Annotated in this window: 16 protein-coding genes; 7 read left to right on the top strand and 9 right to left on the bottom strand. The window is 54.1% G+C overall.

All coding sequences use genetic code 11. From position 1 onward, the window contains the following. Positions 1 to 8: 8 nt before the first annotated feature. Positions 9 to 416: an arsenate reductase ArsC gene (locus HYU99_06525; GenBank protein ID MBI2340000.1), complete on the top strand. Its 408-nt coding sequence runs from the start codon at positions 9 to 11 to the stop codon at positions 414 to 416. Here the strand turns inward: HYU99_06525 and HYU99_06520 are convergent. The 3 genes from HYU99_06520 to HYU99_06510 are packed head-to-tail and all read right to left on the bottom strand — an operon-like array spanning position 401 to position 2059. Beyond that, positions 401 to 1441 carry a 6-phosphofructokinase gene (locus tag HYU99_06520; protein MBI2339999.1) on the bottom strand — a complete coding sequence of 347 codons (1041 nt, stop codon included), beginning with the start codon at positions 1439 to 1441 and terminating at the stop codon, positions 401 to 403. The genes HYU99_06525 and HYU99_06520 overlap by 16 nt on opposite strands. Positions 1442 to 1472: 31 nt before the next feature. After that, complete coding sequence (locus HYU99_06515) at positions 1473 to 1769, bottom strand: hypothetical protein (GenBank protein MBI2339998.1); 297 nt, start codon at positions 1767 to 1769, stop codon at positions 1473 to 1475. An 11-nt stretch (positions 1770 to 1780) separates the two neighbouring features. Continuing rightward, positions 1781 to 2059, bottom strand: coding sequence for a hypothetical protein (locus HYU99_06510; GenBank protein MBI2339997.1), 279 nt, complete (start codon positions 2057 to 2059; stop codon positions 1781 to 1783). A gap of 132 nt (positions 2060 to 2191) precedes the next feature. On the opposite strand from HYU99_06510, the gene HYU99_06505 reads away from it, so the two are divergent. The 3 genes from HYU99_06505 (at position 2192) to HYU99_06495 (ending at position 4980) form a co-directional block, all read left to right on the top strand. Further along, positions 2192 to 3151, top strand: a complete 960-nt coding sequence (locus HYU99_06505) for a response regulator (protein MBI2339996.1) — start codon at positions 2192 to 2194, stop codon at positions 3149 to 3151. 154 nt (positions 3152 to 3305) lie between these two features. Beyond that, positions 3306 to 4112 carry a carotenoid biosynthesis protein gene (locus HYU99_06500; protein MBI2339995.1) on the top strand — a complete coding sequence of 269 codons (807 nt, stop codon included), beginning with the start codon at positions 3306 to 3308 and terminating at the stop codon, positions 4110 to 4112. Between the two features lie 58 nt (positions 4113 to 4170). Then, positions 4171 to 4980 carry a hypothetical protein gene (locus HYU99_06495; protein ID MBI2339994.1) on the top strand — a complete coding sequence of 270 codons (810 nt, stop codon included), beginning with the start codon at positions 4171 to 4173 and terminating at the stop codon, positions 4978 to 4980. Here the strand turns inward: HYU99_06495 and mqnE are convergent. Genes mqnE through ligA form a run of 3 tightly spaced genes read right to left on the bottom strand, consistent with a single transcriptional unit; the run spans position 4970 to position 8907 of the window. After that, on the bottom strand, positions 4970 to 6046 hold the full coding sequence (gene mqnE, locus HYU99_06490) for an aminofutalosine synthase MqnE (GenBank protein MBI2339993.1): 1077 nt from the start codon (positions 6044 to 6046) through the stop codon (positions 4970 to 4972). The two genes, HYU99_06495 and mqnE, sit on opposite strands and share 11 nt — an antisense overlap. Continuing rightward, entirely contained in the window at positions 6047 to 6817 is a 771-nt protein-coding gene (locus HYU99_06485) for an LON peptidase substrate-binding domain-containing protein (protein ID MBI2339992.1), read from the bottom strand. A gap of 50 nt (positions 6818 to 6867) precedes the next feature. Beyond that, complete coding sequence (ligA, locus tag HYU99_06480; protein ID MBI2339991.1) at positions 6868 to 8907, bottom strand: NAD-dependent DNA ligase LigA; 2040 nt, start codon at positions 8905 to 8907, stop codon at positions 6868 to 6870. Positions 8908 to 8970: 63 nt separating this feature from the next. On the opposite strand from ligA, the gene HYU99_06475 reads away from it, so the two are divergent. Then, complete coding sequence (locus tag HYU99_06475) at positions 8971 to 9363, top strand: response regulator (GenBank protein MBI2339990.1); 393 nt, start codon at positions 8971 to 8973, stop codon at positions 9361 to 9363. A 66-nt stretch (positions 9364 to 9429) separates the two neighbouring features. After that, complete coding sequence (locus HYU99_06470) at positions 9430 to 9804, top strand: response regulator (protein MBI2339989.1); 375 nt, start codon at positions 9430 to 9432, stop codon at positions 9802 to 9804. On the opposite strand, the gene HYU99_06465 is transcribed toward HYU99_06470, so the two are convergent. Further along, positions 9801 to 10940 (bottom strand): PAS domain S-box protein, encoded by a 1140-nt coding sequence (locus tag HYU99_06465; GenBank protein ID MBI2339988.1) that lies wholly within the window; start codon positions 10938 to 10940, stop codon positions 9801 to 9803. The genes HYU99_06470 and HYU99_06465 overlap by 4 nt on opposite strands. A 110-nt stretch (positions 10941 to 11050) precedes the next feature. Between HYU99_06465 and HYU99_06460 the strand changes: the two genes are divergently transcribed. Beyond that, positions 11051 to 13135 (top strand): elongation factor G, encoded by a 2085-nt coding sequence (locus HYU99_06460; GenBank protein ID MBI2339987.1) that lies wholly within the window; start codon positions 11051 to 11053, stop codon positions 13133 to 13135. Positions 13136 to 13299: 164 nt separating this feature from the next. On the opposite strand, the gene HYU99_06455 is transcribed toward HYU99_06460, so the two are convergent. Next, entirely contained in the window at positions 13300 to 14100 is an 801-nt protein-coding gene (locus HYU99_06455; GenBank protein MBI2339986.1) for a YihY/virulence factor BrkB family protein, read from the bottom strand. After that, entirely contained in the window at positions 14097 to 15419 is a 1323-nt protein-coding gene (gene der / locus HYU99_06450; GenBank protein MBI2339985.1) for a ribosome biogenesis GTPase Der, read from the bottom strand. The genes HYU99_06455 and der overlap by 4 nt, the downstream gene beginning before the upstream one ends. Between the last annotated feature and the right edge of the window lie 274 nt (positions 15420 to 15693).

The following is a 15693-nucleotide window of genomic DNA, read 5'->3' as shown; positions in this document are numbered from 1 at the left end:
ATGAAACCATGAAAGTCCTTTTCCTCTGCACCGGAAATTCCTGCCGATCGCAAATGGCGGAGGGGCTGGCAAAGGCGCTCGGCCCGAAGGGCCGGGAATTCAAAAGCGCCGGCATCATGCCTTCGGGGGTCCACCCCCGCACCATCGAGTCGATGCGCGAGATCGGCATTGATATTTCCGGGCAGACCTCCAAGCGGGTCGATGAAAAATTGCTTGCCTGGGCCGACCATGTCATCACCCTCTGCGATTCGGCCAAAGCCTGCGTCCATGTCCCTCCCCCCAAAAAATCCACCCACTGGTCCATCCCCGATCCGGTGGGAACCGCGGGGGACGAAACCCGAATCCTCAAATCCTTCGCCAAAACGCGCGACATTATCCGCGGACATCTGGAGGAATTTTTTTACCCAAAAAAATAACCGGCCAGCCGGTAGAGCTCCGGATCGACCCTTTTAATCCTTCCGGCAACCGTTTTTAAGGGGACAGCCAAAACTTTTCCGTTTCGGAGGGCGGTCATCCGGTTCCATTTTCCCTTGGCCGTCAGCTCCGCCGCCAGAACGCCAAAGCGGGTGGCCAGAATACGGTCTTCGGGAACGGGCGATCCCCCTCTTTGCACATGGCCAAGAACGACGACGCGCGTTTCAAAACCGGTCAGCCGGCCGATGAGACGGGCCACCCCGGCGCCGACACCGCTCGATTTGACCGGCCCATATTCGTCCCGGCCTGTCGGAGCCGAAACAAGAATCCGCCCCCGGTCATCCGTCACCCGCGCATCCTCGGCGACAACGACAATGCTGAATTTTTTTCCCCGCGCATGGCGCTTGACAATCGTCTCCTTGATCGCCGGCGCCGAAAGGGGCTTTTCGGGGGTCAAAATCAGGTCGGCCCCGCCGGCCAGTCCGGCGGAAACGGCAATCCATCCCGTATGACGCCCCATCACCTCCACAACCATGACCACGTTGTGCGATTCAGCCGTGGTATGCAGTTTATCGACCGCCTCGGCGGCGGTGGCCACGGCGGTCTGAAAACCGATGGTCAGATCGGTGCCGTAAACGTCGTTGTCGATGGTTTTGGGAATGCCGATGCAGGGGACAATTTTTTTGCGGGCCAGATCGTTGGCAATGCGCAACGAACCCTCGCCGCCGATCACCACAAGCCCGGAAAGGGCCCTCTCTTTTACCTGCCGGGCAAGTACGGAAAGACTTTGCCTGTTTTTGAATGGATTGAAGCGCGAACTGCGCAGAATGGTTCCCCCCACATGGAGGATCCCCGAGGTCTGACGGAGAGGGAACGGGGCGACAGACCCTTCCACCAGCCCCTTGAAACCGTCGTAGACGCCCAAGACTTGAATATCCAGCTGATTGGCCCGGCGGACAACGGCGCGGATGGCGGCGTTCAACCCGGGACAATCGCCGCCCCCTGTGAGGAGGCCTATTCGTTTCATAATATAGGACCTATAGGTCTTATAGGACCTATTACTGCGCCGGCGGCGGTGACTCAGGTGCTGGAGTTGCCGGAGCCGCAGGCGCCGCTACAGGCGCCGCTACAGGCGCCGCCCCCTCTTCCTTCTTGCCGAACGCCGCCTTGTAATGCTCCTCGCACAGTCCCCTCAAATGGCGTTTTTTCTTGCATCCCTCCTGCGCGCAGGTTTTATAGCGGCTTTTGGGGAGCTCCCCCCCGCGCCATTTTTTGTAATGGACATTGCAGTAGCCTTTGGCGCGATAGGAGCGCTTGCAATTTTCAACCCCGCATTTTTTTGCCGATTGCGTCATGTTTTTTTCCCTTACTGGTTCTCTTTCAACACCTCTTCGAGCTGTTTTGAGTCCTCTTCGGTGATTTTCTCTTTGGGCGACTCCTTGATTTCCGAAACAATCCCCCGCATTTCCTCGTTGTGCGTGACCCCCAACAGGCGGTTTTTTGCCCCCGAAAATCCGGGCCAGACGGCGCCGATTTTTTCATCGATGGTCTGTTTGATCGTCTTTCCCCCGATTTTCAGGTCGGTGAGAAAATAGGCGATAATGACGGTGACCGCCAACCAGAGAATGAATTTGATGAGTCTCATAAAGTTTAAGCGACTTCTTGCCTTTACCACCTCCGCTCCCAAGCCGCTTCATCCGCCACTGGCGGCGCGGCTTGGGAACCCTTACAAGAGAAACCGTTGTTCTGCAACCGGAATGTATGCTATAAATTTTACATGCACAAGGTTCTTATTGTCGATGACAACCCCACCAACGTGGAGCTGATATCGGTGCAGTTGAAGCCGTTCAACTACGAGGTGCGCAAGGCCTATTCCGGCGAAGAGGCTTTGGAACTGGTGAAGCAGGACCCGCCCGATCTGATTCTGCTCGATCTCATGATGCCCCGCATGAGCGGCTACGAGGTCTGCCAGATTTTGAAGACCGATCCCCTGACCCATTTGATTCCCATCGTTATTGTCACGGCGCTTCGCGAACTGGACGACAAAATCAAGGCGATCGAGCTGGGGGCGGATGACTTTTTGATGAAGCCGTTCAACAAGCTGGAACTCGTAACCCGCGTCAAGTCCCTTTTGCGCGTAAAGGACCTCTACGATTCCCTGGAATTGTCGGAGGCGGTTGTTTTTACCCTCGCCGAGGCGCTGGAGGCCAAGGATGTCTATACCCGTGGACATTCCGAAAGGGTCTCGAAGTATTCGGTTCTTCTCGGAAAGGAATTGGGCTTGAAGCCCCCCGAACTGGAAGACCTGCGGCGGGGCGCCCTTTTACACGACATCGGCAAGGTGGGGGTGAGGGAGGCGATTCTGAACAAGGAGGACAAGCTCACCCAGGAGGAGATCTCGCATATCCGGACGCATCCGGCCCGCGGCTACGAGATCTGCAAGCGGCTCAAGTCGTTTAAAAATGTCCTTCCCATCATCCGCAGTCATCATGAACGCTGGGACGGCAAGGGGTATCCCGACGGCCTCAAAGGGGAGGAAATCCCTTTTCTGGCGCGCATCTGTTTTATCACCGACGCCTTCGACGCCATGACCTCCAACCGCCCCTATCGAAAGGGGATGTATCCGCCCCAAGCGGCCGACATTTTCGAGCGCGAAATCGATTGCGGCCAGTGGGACCCGAAGATTCTCAAGGTCTTCATCGATCTGGTGCGGAACAGCTATAAAGAGAGGGGATAACAGTTTGTTGACAGACTTGCCTTTAATGTCATCCCCGCGAAAGCGGGGATCCAGACATGTCCCCATGAAACTTGTCCCTGCAAGTTGTAAGCAGGGAATGGGGAACAAGTACGAAAAAACTGGATTCCCGCCTGCGCGGGAATGACCATTGCAGATGTTCTTCCACACCCTCATCACCCGTTGGTATGTGTTCGTTTTCCTCGTCGCGTTCCTCGTCATCGGCATCCGTACGCGCGGCGTTGTCCGGACTCTGCTTTTCCTGGCCGGCGGTTATCTGATTGCCTGGATTTCGGAGGCCTCTTCCATCCGGACCGGGTTTCCCTACGGGTGGTATTTCTACATTTACGAAAATCTTCGGGGCGAATGGATGAACCGGGGGGTGCCGGTGTGGGATTCGCTGTCGTATGTGTTTTTGTGTTTTGCGGGGCTTTCTTTATCAGAATTTGTCGTGGGCAAAATCCCCCCTGTCCCCCCTTTGACAAAGGGGGGTTGGGGGGGATTTAAACTCGCCCTCCTCTCCGCCCTCTTCGTCCTCATTCTCGACCTTGTCATCGACCCGCTGGCTCACATGGGGGATCGGTGGTTTCTCGGAAAAATCTACTATTACCCGAACCCCGGCCTTTACTTTGGCGTCCCCCTTTCCAATTTCGCCGGCTGGTTTTTGGTCTCCTTTGCCATCGTTGGCGTAAACTTGATGCTGGAAAGGTTCTTCAAACCATCTGCCATTAACCATCTACCATCAACCATCAACCATCAACCATCCACTTTCCCCGACAAATACTCCGGTCCCCTCCTCTACTTCGGCATCTTCCTGTTCAATTTTGCGATCACCCTCCGGATCGGGGAGTTTCGGCTCGCTTTGATGGATCTTGTGTGGATTTCAATTCCGGCGTATCTTTTTGTAAAGGCGGCAAAGGCGAGAAATCAGAGAGCAGAAAGCGGAAAACGGAAAACGGATTAAACAATCTGTTTTCGGCTGTCGGCTCTCTGCTCTCTACTTTCTCGCAGTTGCCCGACAGATGACCCATCTGCCTTATCAAATCAAAGGCCCGATCTATGTTTTAGGCGGCGGCCCGCTCGCCTGCCATTACATCGGCGAGATTGTCCGGGCCAAAAAAGAGGGATTGATCGATTATCCCGAACTCTTCTTTATCGACCCCCATTCCAACGTTCCGGCCGCGGAAGAATTCAAAAACGACGCCCGCACCATCCAAAACACCTACACCGGCTTTTTGGAGGAAACGATCCTAAACCGCCCAAGGGCCGAAAAAGCGGGCATTCTTATTCCCGACCATTCGGCGCCGCACGTCCTGTTTCGCGTCTTTCTGAATCTGATTGAAAACGACGGACGGTTCAAAGGGCGCCGCACACAAGTTGTCCCCTTTCCCTTGCCGGGAGACGACTTTCCTCAAACCCCTTTTTTAAAAACTTTTGATTCGGGAATCTGCGCTGTAAGCTACGCCGAATGGACCTGTCCGCTTTCATGCGAGGAACCGGGCATCTGCCCCGCCATCAGCCGGAAACGGGACTGGAATTTCAACGAGACCTTTTCACATTACATGAGAGATCACCACATGAATACCAAACCGGATTCTTCCCCTTTGGCCGGCGCCTGCCCGCCAGATTTTTGGAGGGGCCCTGCCGCCTTAAGCACCCATCTTTTTTCATGCCTCCAGCTGGCGCACGCGGTGGCCTTCATTCCCATGGACCATATCTTCCACGAATGGGACCGGCTGGCCCACCGGCTTGAGTCTCAACAAAAAGTTGAGCTATTAGTAGCTACCTTCTCAAAATGTCATGGGATTATTGGAAAAGCAATTATTGATTAATTTCCCTGTAAAGCGAGTCGCGCTGGACGGGCATCCGGCCGGCCTCGCGGATCAATTCGCATAACCGGGAGGCCGGCAGATCCTCCGGCGCTCTTCCCCCCGCCATGTGGGTGATATTCTCTTCGATCACCGTTCCATGCATGTCATCCGCCCCGAAATATTGAGCCAACTGGGCCGTTTCCACCCCCGACATGATCCAGTAAGCCTTGATGTGGCGGATGTTGTCCATGTAGAGGCGCGCGATGGCCAGGGTCTTTAAATCATCGATGCCGGAGGTATAGCCGATATTTTCGTAACAGGTGCCTTTCGGGTTGAAGGAAAGAGGGATGAACGAAAGGAAACCTCCGGTTTCATCTTGGAGGTTCCGGATCAACCTCATGTGGTACACGCGGTCGGCGGGCGACTCGATATGGCCATAGAGCATGGTGGCGTTGCTTTTTAGACCGAGCGTGTGGGCGCGCCTGTGCGTATCCAGCCAGAATTCCGCCTTCCCCTTGGGGCCGCAGATTTCCTTTCTTGTCTCGGGGGCAAGAATTTCGGCCCCTCCCCCCGGCATGGAATCAAGCCCCGCCGCCATCAATGCCGTCAGCACCTCTTCCTCCGTCATTTTGAATTTTTTGGAAAAGTAGCGGATCTCGGCGGCGGTAAAGGCCTTGATATGGATCTCCGGCGCCTCTTTTTTGATGGCCCGGCAGATCCCGGTGTAGAATTCCCATGGATGTGAGGGATGAAAACCGCCGACGATGTGCACCTCGGTAATGCCGCGCTTGCGCCCCTCCCGGACCTTTTCCACAATATCCTCGAGCGAATGCTCGAAGGCCCCTGCCTCCCCCGATTTTCGGGCGAAGGCGCAGAATTTACAGTTCAAGACACAGACGTTGGAATAATCGATGTGGCGGTTGATGATGTAGTAGGTTTTGCGCCCGTGGATTTTTTCACGGACCCGGTTGGCAAGCTCTCCCAGACGCAACAGATCGTCCTCTGCGTAGAGCGCCAGAGCCTCTTCGTCGGTGACTCTCTGCCGATGGATCATTTTATCGTCGATTTGAGAAAGGGGGTCCCGCATTTAATGAAGGATTTTTCCATCCGATTTCAGGTCATCCATCGCCCCGGCGCCGGGCGCCCCGGCGCCAAGCGCCCCGGCACCGAGTGCCTTCGACCCGATCCCCTCCAGCCGGCGGATGTTTCCTTCGACAAAAAAGATGATCTTTTCCACCCGTTTTTTTTGATCCGTTGTTTCGAGGAGCTTCTGCTTTTCGGAGCTTCCAGGGAGGAAGTGGAACCCGATAACATCCGCCAGAAGGTGCGGCTTGGTGAACAAATCCACATACGGGATGTACCTGTCCGGCAGATCGCGCGAGAGAAAAATCCACCGTTTGGTCTGTTGGCCCAACTCCACAAGATATTTTTTTTCCTCGGCCGGGGAGGCAAACGGGATGTCGGGGATCGTTTCCGCCAGGGCCTTGAGATAGGGGGATTCCTGAACGTATTTGACGATTTTCAGCCTTTTTAATCCCTCGACAAAAATATTCTTGCGCCCGTCGGGAAATTCATCCATCACCCTCACCGTTCCTCCGCCGCAGATGGCGCTGTTTTTCATTTTTCCCTGGGCCGACGGGACCGTGAGGCTCATGGCGAGAGAGATGTTGGATTGAAGCAGATCCTCGGTCATCTGCTTGTAGCGTTCCTCAAAGATGTGGAGCGGCAGGATATTGCCGGGGATAAGGACGACATTGGGGAGCGGAAAAACGCAGACCTCTTCCGCCCTGTTCATGCCCGGCGGATTCGCCTCCTGTTTTCCGGTTGCGAGAAGATTTTTCAGCCAAGTGAAGTCCACGCCCAACCTATATTCCCTGGTCCGTTATTCGTCAAGACAAGGAAAACCCTTCATTGAAGCATTTTTAAAAATTCCTTCTCATCCAAAATCTTGACGCCCAACTTCCGAGCCTTGTCGTATTTGGAACCGGGATTCGCGCCGGCGACCACATAGTCGGTGTTCTTGCTGACGCTCCCCGTGGCGTGCCCTCCCAGGGCTTCCACCTTTCTTGAAGCCTCCGGACGGGACATCGATTCGAGCTCGCCCGTAAAGAGAAAGGCCTTGCCGGCCAGAGGTCCTGTGCTCTTTTGTTTCGTCTCGTGTTGCGGAGTGACCCCGCGCTTGAGCAACAGATCCATCCGTTTTTGATTTCGCGCATCCCGAAAGTAATCGACAAGGCTCCTGGCGATTTCAGGCCCCACCCCCCCGATATTTTGGACCTCCTCCAGGGAGGCCATCTCCATCTTTTCAATCGACCCGAAATGATCGCAGATGAGCCGCGCAATCTGTTCCCCCACATGGCGTATTCCAAGGCCGTATAGAAAACGCGATAGCGGCCGTTTTTTGCCTCCCTCGATCCCATCCAAAAGATTTTGAGCCTTCTTCTCCTTGAACCCAGGGAGCGCCAGCAAATCCGTTTTTTTGAGCATGTACAGATCGGCCATGTTTTGAACCAGATTTTTTTCAATCAGCAGATCAACCGTCTCCCTTCCCAGCCCTTCGATGTCCATGGCGTTTCTTGAAGCATAATGAATGATCGACCATTTCATCTGCGCCCGGCAGGCGGCGCCGCCCGTACAGAGGTGAAAGGCCCCTTCGCGGATCACCTTTGATCCGCAGACGGGGCACCTCAAAGGCATTTCGAATTCCCTTGGATGACCTTTGCGGGCCTTGTGGTTGACTTCAACCACTTCGGGAATGACATCGCCGGCGCGCGCCACCCTCACCTCGTCGCCGACGCGGACATCCAGTTTTTGGATGATGTCCCAATTATGAAGCGTGGCCCGGCTGACGGTAACACCGCCCACGTCAACCGGCTTCAGAATCGCCACCGGCGTCAGCGTCCCCTGCCGTCCTACCTGGACGACAATATCCTCCACGCGGGTGATCTCTTTTCGCGGCTCGAATTTATAGGCAAAGGCCCATCGGGGGGAGCGGGCGCGCGCCCCCAGCGATTCCTGCAATTCAAGATCGTCCACCTTGGCGACGATCCCGTCGATCTCGTAGTCGAGTCGATCCCTCTTTTCATAAAGATCGGCGTGAAAATCGCAGATCTCCTCCAGCGAGCCGCATTTTTTGCGCAGGAGGTTGATTCGGATTCCCCAGGAAGAGAGGGTTTCCAGAACTTCTTTCTGTGTTTTCGGTTTCCATCCGTCTGCATACAAAAGGCCGTAGAGATAAATGTCGAGCGGACGATTTGCCGTGATGCGCGGGTCAAGCTGACGGAGCGCCCCGCTGGCGGCATTCCGCGGGTTGGCAAAGGGCTCCTCCCCTTCCTCGATTAATTTTTTGTTGAGCGCCTCAAAACCCTTCACGGTCATCACGACCTCTCCGCGAAGATGGAGTTCCTTCGGGATATCTTTCCCGGATAATTTCAGCGGCAATGATTTGATTGTCTTCACATTCTGCGTCACCTCTTCTCCCGTCTCGCCGTCGCCCCTTGTGCCCGCCTGATGAAAGACGCCGTTGCGATAGACCACCTCGACCGAGAGGCCGTCGAATTTGGGTTCGACGAGGTAGGACAGATCGGACTGATCGGACCGATCGGACCGATTGGTTTCCTTTCGGATTCTTTTGTCGAAGGCCTCCACATCCTCGCGCGTAAAAAGTGATTCGAGGCTCAACAGCGGAACGCGGTGTTTGAATTTGGGGAGAAAATCGGCGGGGGCGCCGCCGACCCTCTGCGTGGGGGAATCGGGGGTAACCAGTTCCGGGTGTTTTTCTTCAAGCCCCTTTAATTCCCGGAAAAGGGCGTCGTACTGCGCATCGGAAATCCCGGGCCTGCTTTGGACATAATACAAAAAATCGTGGCGGCGGATTTCTTCACGAAGGGATTCAATTTTTTTCCTGATGGTTCGACTTTGCTCACCATCAACCGCATCAGATGGCATGGAGAGAGAATAATCAAGTCACCGGTTGCAGACAAATGATAAATTGGGATAATATATTGTCCAATGCCGGCTCTTCCAAAAATCGCCATTATTGACGACGAACGCGACCTGGTCCACCTGACCGCAAAGCGCTTGCGGGCCGGCGGCTTCGACGTCATATCGTACCTGGAAGGCAAAGGGGCTTATGAATTTATCTGCCGCAAAAGACCCGACCTGGTCCTTTTGGATATCTGGCTCCCGGATGCATCGGGTCTTGAAATATTCAAAAAGTTGAGGGAAAACAGGGAGCTAAAAGGGCTTCCAATCCTCTTTTTCTCGGCGCATGTTTCTAAAAGGGACGATTGCGTGTATAACCTCGGCGCGGATGGTTTTGTCAAAAAGCCCTACAACCCCCGCGATCTGCTCAATCTCGTCAAAAAAGTCCTGGATGGAAAAACAATCAATTTGAAGAGGTAGTGTCTATTGCAAGTTTTGTTTGCTATCATGTATAATAGATAAAGTATTCGGTAGATGGGGGGTGGAATGAAGAAGAAGCAAATCCTTATCGTTGACGATGATCCCGATGTCCAGCGTCTCGTGAAGAAGCGCCTTCAGTTTCACGGTTTTCAGTGCGCCTGCGTCTCTTTTGTCGAAACGGCCCTCGAATCGTTGAAAAAATCGAAACCAAATCTGGTTATTCTTGACCTGGGGCTTCTTCATGCCGACGGAACCGCTTTTTTAAAGCACGCGAAAGAATGGCTTCCGGAGGGGGAAGAGACCCCGCCGATCATCGTCTTGAGCGGTCACAAGGAACAAGAGCTGGTCGACTACTGCCTCGAAAACGGGGCCAGCGGTTTTATCATCAAACCGATCGATCCCCATGCCCTTGTCTCGATGGTTCACGATTATGTCCGCTAGCCTTGAGCGGCGTTGAAGGGTTGAGGGAGGGTAATGGTGAATTTGGTTCCCTTCCGGGGCGCGCTCTCGATGCCGATTTGTCCGCCGTGCTGGTCGATAATCAGTTTGCACACCGCCAGTCCGATTCCGCTTCCACCGGCCCTAAAAACCTGTGTGCCCGGCGCCTGGCCATACATGTCAAAGACAGCCGGCTGATCTTCCTTGCGGATGCCGCTCCCCGTGTCTTCCACCTCAAGTAAAACCGCATCCCGGGCCTGACTCAAACGGACCGAAATTTTTCCCTCCTCCGTGAATTTAACGGCGTTATGGACCAGATTGATGAGAACCTGTTTTATTTTATCGCCATCCACCACCGCGAAAACGGGTTCCGCGGGGAGTTCGATGAAAAAATCGACCCCCTTCCTGCCTACCTCCAGTTTCATCAGCCGGTAAACCTCTTCAACCAGTTTGTTCAGGTCGGCCTTCATCAATTCCATTTTCATCTTTCCCGCCTCGTACTTCGAATAATCAAGAACATTGTCGATCAACCGGGCCAACCGGTCCACATTGCTCTTCGAAATGCCGAGGGTTTCTTTTTGCCGGCCCGTGACCGGTCCATCGATGCCGTCCAGGACAATATCGATCCCCTCCTTGATCGACTGCAAAGGGGTCCGAAGTTCATGGGAGACAATCGAGGTGAATGCGGCCCGGTTTTCGTTCAAGCGCCAAAGCTCCTCGTTGGTTTTTTTAAGGTCCTCTTCGGCCTTTTTCCTTTCCGTAATATCGCGGATAAAGGCGCTGAAAATCCAGGTCTCTCCCAGTTTTGTGGGTGAAACGGTCAATTCCACCGGAAACTCCCGGCCGCTTCTGTGGATGGCGGTCAGTTCCAGCCGTTTGTTGAGCGCCGGTCCCTCGCCGGTTTTGAGGAAGTGTTTTAAGCCCCGTTCGTGGGCCTCGCGGTAATGGGGAGGGATGATCGTCTCCGACATGCGGCGGCCGATGGCCTCTTCTTTTGTCCACCCGAAGATCTTTTCGGCCTGCGGGTTCCAGGAGGTGATAAGACCGTTGCTGTTCATCACGACCACGGCATCCAGGGCGTTCTCGATAATCACCCGGACCTGCTCGTCGCTTGCCCGGCGGCGGTCTGTTTTTTCCATGAAAAACCTCCCTCCTTGATCTTATAGAAAAACAGGAAAGGAAGAAATCTCAATTTTCTTGCCACAAACGAAACCGGTTGATAGAGAAAAAAGGGCCGGAGAGCAACCTCATGGTGGAAGTTTTATCCAATATCCGAAATCTCGCCGTGGTGGCCCATCACGGCGCCGGAAAGACCCTTTTGACCGAGGCCCTCCTTTTTAACGCGAGGGCGCTGGATACCTTCAGCGCCATGGGAGCCCGCCCCTGCCCGCTGGATGAAGACCCCGAGGAAAAATCGCGCCAGATGACGTTGAGCCCGCAGATCTATAATTTTTCCTTCAACGACCGCGAAATTAATTTTATCGACACCCCCGGCTATATCAATTTCATGGCCGACACCCGCTATGCCCTCAAGGCCTCCGATTCCGCCATTCTGATTGTCAGCGCCCTTTCGGGGGTAAAGGAAACCTCGATGGAATACTGGGAGGCCCTGGGCGAACTGGAACTCCCCCGGTTTATTTTTGTCAACAAACTCGACCGCGAAAAGGCCAGTTTCGTCAACGCCCTCTCGTCCATCGAGCAGGATCTGGAAATCCGCCCGGTCTGCCTCACCATCCCTTTGGGGGCCGAGGAAAAACTGCACGGCGTGATCGACATCGTGAAGATGAAGGCCTTGAAGTATTCCCCCGAAAAAAACGGAAAATATCAGGAGGGGCCAATCCCCGATGAATGCATCTCCGAGGCGCAAGCCTGCCACGACAAGTTAAAGGAGGCGATCATCGAGACCAACGAAGAGCTGATGAACGCCTATCTCGACGGACAGGACATCCCCTTTGAAAAACTCCTCCCCCTGTTGAGGTCTGCGGTTATCCACAAGCAGATTATCCCCGTCTTTGCCGGAAGCGCCGCGTTAAACATCGGGCTAAATCCCCTGCTTAACGCCATCGGCGAATATTTGCCGTCCCCGGACCTCTTTAAAAAAGAGTGGGAAGGGACGCGGACCGACCGGAAAACGGAGGCCAAAAGGCTTGTCGCGGACTCCTCGCCCCTTTCCGGTTTTGTGTTTAAAACCACCGTCGATCATTTTTCCGGAAAGGTCAATTTCGTGAGGCTGGTTTCGGGAACCCTGTCGCTGGGCGATTCCCTCTATATTTCCAACCGGGAAAAGCAGGTGAAAACCGCCCATCTGGCCAAACCGCTGGGGCGCAAGCTCAAAAAAATCTCCAGGGCCTCCGCCGGCCAGATTGTCGCCCTTGAGAAGGTCGATTTTCTCGAAACCTGCGACACCGTTTCCTCCTTAACCGAACCCATCGTCTATCCCCCGGTTGCGCGTCCCGACCGGCTGATCTTCTGTTCGCTCAAAGCCAAGGACCGATCCAGCGAGGAAAAAGTGATGGAGGCGCTTCACAAGGTCATGGAGGAGGACCCGAATATCGAATATCACCGCGACACCGAGACACATGAACTTCTCCTCTGCGGCATGGGGCAGTTTCATCTGGAGATCGTCAAGGAGCGGCTCAAGCGCAAATACGAGGTGGACATCGAGCTGGCGGTGCCCCATGTCCCCTACAAGGAAACGATCAAGGCCTCCTCCAAGGCTCAAGGGAAGTACAAAAAACAGTCGGGGGGCCACGGCCAGTACGGCGACTGCTGGATTGAACTCTCTCCCCTCCCCCGAGGAGGCGGGTTTGAATTCGCAAACAACATCGTCGGCGGCATGATTCCCAAAAATTTCATCCCCTCCGTGGAAAAGGGGATTGTCGAGGCGATGCAGGATGGAATTGTCGCCGGATATCCGGTCGTGGATGTGAAGGCCTCCCTCTACGACGGGTCGTATCACACGGTCGATTCATCGGATATCGCCTTCAAAATCGCCGGCGCCATGGCCTTCAGAAAGTGCATGGAACAAGCGCGTCCCATTCTTCTGGAGCCGATCATGGATGTAAAGATCACCGTTCCCACCGATTCACTGGGGGCGATCATTCAGGACTTGAACAGCCGCCGCGGGAAGGTGGCGGGCGTCGAACCCAAGGCAAACGCGCAGATCGTCCGCGCCAGGGTTCCGCTGTCCGAGATGCTGGTTTACGACAATATGCTCAAAGGGATCACGCAGGGAAAAGGGATTTTTACGATGCATCACGATACCTTCGAAGAGGCGCCGTCGCCGATCGCGCAGAAGGTAATTCAGGAGAGGAAAAAAGAAAAAGAATCATAACAATTCAGTCTCGGATAGATGCCTTGAGGTTCCATCGGCTGTTTGAGCGCGCCTCAATGTCCATCGCCAACCGGAGCAAACCAAGCCGCAATCAACAACTGAAGTGGCGATTAAATAGACCGCGAGTTCCGATGGAACTGAAAGCAGACACCGAGAGTGAATTGTTATACTCTTTTCTGCCTCTCCCCCACCCACAGAACGCACAACAGCAGAATATTCGAAAAATAAAAAATCCAGATCGCCCCGACAATGAGGGTGGTCAGCGATCCGTAGATGAGATTGTACCGGTGGAAGTAGACGGGCGTGTAGAGCCTGAAACCCCACCGGGCAATCTGCAGGAGGACGGCGAAAATCAGCCCTCCCGTCAGCGCGTCCCTGAAGGGAATCTTTTGCGTCGGCACCAGAAGGATCATCATCACAAACGAAAGAACCGAGGAGACAAAAAACCACTCGTTGCCGCGGAAGATCCGGGAGAATTCCAGGGTAAAGCCCCATTTTTCAACCAAAGCCTGCGCCAGATTGACGAGCGACGGCACCATCAGAAGAAAGGATATCCCCATCAGCCAGACCAGAAACAAAAGGCGGGTGATGAGAAAGTGGCGTTTCTCCTTTGCGTGGAGAAGGCGGTTGATCGTGTGCTCCAGGTTGGCGAACATGAAATGGGCCACAAAAAAGAGAAGCAGGATGCCGAACCAGCCGGACTGGGTGCGCGCCTTTATGACCGTTTGCAGATTGTTGACCAGCCCCTCCTTGAGCGACGGGACGACGGCTTCAATCAGCCCCCCCGTTTTGTCGAGAAGGACATCCGACTGGCCGATGTAGTGACCGACGAGCGAGATGACGATAAGCAGAATCGGCAGGATGGACAAAATGGCGTAAAACGAAAGCGCCGCGGACAGGTTGAAGCAGTCGAGTTTGTGGTACTGGGTGGCGATGTGCTTGAGGTTGGAGATGAGATGTTTCATTTTTTCCTGAAAACAATCTTGACCGGCACCTCCGTAAACCCGAACGACTCCCTGAGGGCATTGTTCAGATAGCGTTCGTACGAAAAGTGGATTTTACCCGGTTCGTTGGAAAAGACAACAAACGTCGGAGGGGCGATTCCCGTTTGTGTTGCATAATAGATTTTGATGTTTCGTCCGCGATACACCGGCAGGGGATGTTTTTCAATAATTCGGCCAAACGCCTTGTTCAGCTCAGCGGTGGGGACGCGCCTTTGATACTGCTCGTAAATCCGAAGGGCGGTCGGGAATATTTTTTCGGTTTTTGAACCTGTTTTTGCCGAGACAAACAAAACGGGGCTGTAAAGGCTGAAATGAAACTTCCTTTGGAGTTGATCCAGAAAGGAGTCACGGCCCGTTTTTTTCTGTCCCTCGTCCCACTTGTTGACAATGAGAATGATCGGTTTGTCTTTTTCGTAGGCCGAACCGGCCACATGCGTGTCCTGATCGGTGACCCCCTCGTTGCCGTCCACAAGAAGAAACGTCACATCGGCCTTTTCGATTGTCTTTAAACTTTTGACGATGGAAAATTTTTCGATAGCGGTATCCGTTCTCCCCTTTTTCCGGATGCCGGCGGTGTCGATAAGACAAACAGGACGATTTTGATAGGACAGATAGGTATTAATCGGGTCGCGGGTAGTCCCCGGTGTTTCGTCCACGATGGCCCGCTCTTCTCCGAGGAGGCGGTTTAAGAGCGTGGATTTGCCGACGTTCGGGCGGCCGATTATTGCTATTTGTAATAACTCCCCCCCTCCCCCTCTTAAATTAAGAGGGGGTGCAGGGGGAGTTATTTTCAAAATTGATACCACCCGATCCAACAAATCCGAAACGCCCCGCGAAGTCTCCGCTGACACAGGAAACATCGGGTCCATGCCGAGGGGGTAAAAATCGGCCAACAGGGCCTCGTCTTTGGCTGAGTCGATCTTGTTCACGACAAAAAACTTCGGCTTGTTGATCTTGCGGATTTTTTCCACCCATTCACGGTCGAGGGTGGTGACGCCGACCTTGCCGTCAACAACACAGATAATGCAATCGGCCTCTTCAATTCCTTTGAACGCCTGATCGGACATTTTTTTCTGGAGCCGGTCGGTTGTTTCAAATTCCAGTCCGCCGGTGTCGACAAGACGAAACGTGGTCCCGTCCCATTCCGCCTCGGCATAATGCCGGTCGCGGGTGATCCCCGGCACATCTTGAACCAGGGCCTGCCGCTTGCCGACGAAGCGGTTAAAAAGAGTGGACTTGCCGACGTTCGGCCGGCCGACAATGGCGACGAGGGGTTTCACGGGTTTTTTAGACATTCATCATGGTTGTCAATATTACGCAGGGTGATCATATTCTGTTCGGGGCCATATTCCCAGGTGAGTCTGTATTTCATCGTTACATAGGTCTCAAATATCTCAATGGATTTTAACCCTGAAAGGACACCATGAACTTTGTGGGTTTGAAGGGAAGGATGACGGGGATTCAACCCAAGGTATCGGATTGTCTTTTGAGCCGCCTTTTGCACCTCGGAAGGCAACCCCTGGAATTGTTTTTTAAACCGGTTGGTAAATTGAA

Source organism: Deltaproteobacteria bacterium, assembly GCA_016183175.1.
GTDB lineage: Bacteria > UBA10199 > UBA10199 > UBA10199 > SBBF01 > JACPFC01.
The sequence above is the reverse complement of the archived record's forward strand: the minus strand, read 5'-3'. Positions and strand labels throughout refer to the sequence as shown.

What these genes read in the sequence shown, in the direction of transcription:
- HYU99_06525 (MBI2340000.1), top strand. Translation starts at nt 9, where the DNA reads ATGAAAGTCCTTTTCCTCTGCACCGGAAATTCCTGCCGATCGCAAATG.
- HYU99_06475 (MBI2339990.1), top strand. Translation starts at nt 8,971, where the DNA reads ATGCCGGCTCTTCCAAAAATCGCCATTATTGACGACGAACGCGACCTG.
- HYU99_06500 (MBI2339995.1), top strand. Translation starts at nt 3,306, where the DNA reads ATGTTCTTCCACACCCTCATCACCCGTTGGTATGTGTTCGTTTTCCTC.
- mqnE (MBI2339993.1), bottom strand. Translation starts at nt 6,046, where the DNA reads ATGCGGGACCCCCTTTCTCAAATCGACGATAAAATGATCCATCGGCAG.
- HYU99_06495 (MBI2339994.1), top strand. Translation starts at nt 4,171, where the DNA reads ATGACCCATCTGCCTTATCAAATCAAAGGCCCGATCTATGTTTTAGGC.
- HYU99_06510 (MBI2339997.1), bottom strand. Translation starts at nt 2,059, where the DNA reads ATGAGACTCATCAAATTCATTCTCTGGTTGGCGGTCACCGTCATTATC.
- HYU99_06470 (MBI2339989.1), top strand. Translation starts at nt 9,430, where the DNA reads ATGAAGAAGAAGCAAATCCTTATCGTTGACGATGATCCCGATGTCCAG.
- HYU99_06460 (MBI2339987.1), top strand. Translation starts at nt 11,051, where the DNA reads ATGGTGGAAGTTTTATCCAATATCCGAAATCTCGCCGTGGTGGCCCAT.
- HYU99_06515 (MBI2339998.1), bottom strand. Translation starts at nt 1,769, where the DNA reads ATGACGCAATCGGCAAAAAAATGCGGGGTTGAAAATTGCAAGCGCTCC.
- HYU99_06465 (MBI2339988.1), bottom strand. Translation starts at nt 10,940, where the DNA reads ATGGAAAAAACAGACCGCCGCCGGGCAAGCGACGAGCAGGTCCGGGTG.
- ligA (MBI2339991.1), bottom strand. Translation starts at nt 8,907, where the DNA reads ATGCCATCTGATGCGGTTGATGGTGAGCAAAGTCGAACCATCAGGAAA.
- HYU99_06505 (MBI2339996.1), top strand. Translation starts at nt 2,192, where the DNA reads ATGCACAAGGTTCTTATTGTCGATGACAACCCCACCAACGTGGAGCTG.
- HYU99_06455 (MBI2339986.1), bottom strand. Translation starts at nt 14,100, where the DNA reads ATGAAACATCTCATCTCCAACCTCAAGCACATCGCCACCCAGTACCAC.
- HYU99_06520 (MBI2339999.1), bottom strand. Translation starts at nt 1,441, where the DNA reads ATGAAACGAATAGGCCTCCTCACAGGGGGCGGCGATTGTCCCGGGTTG.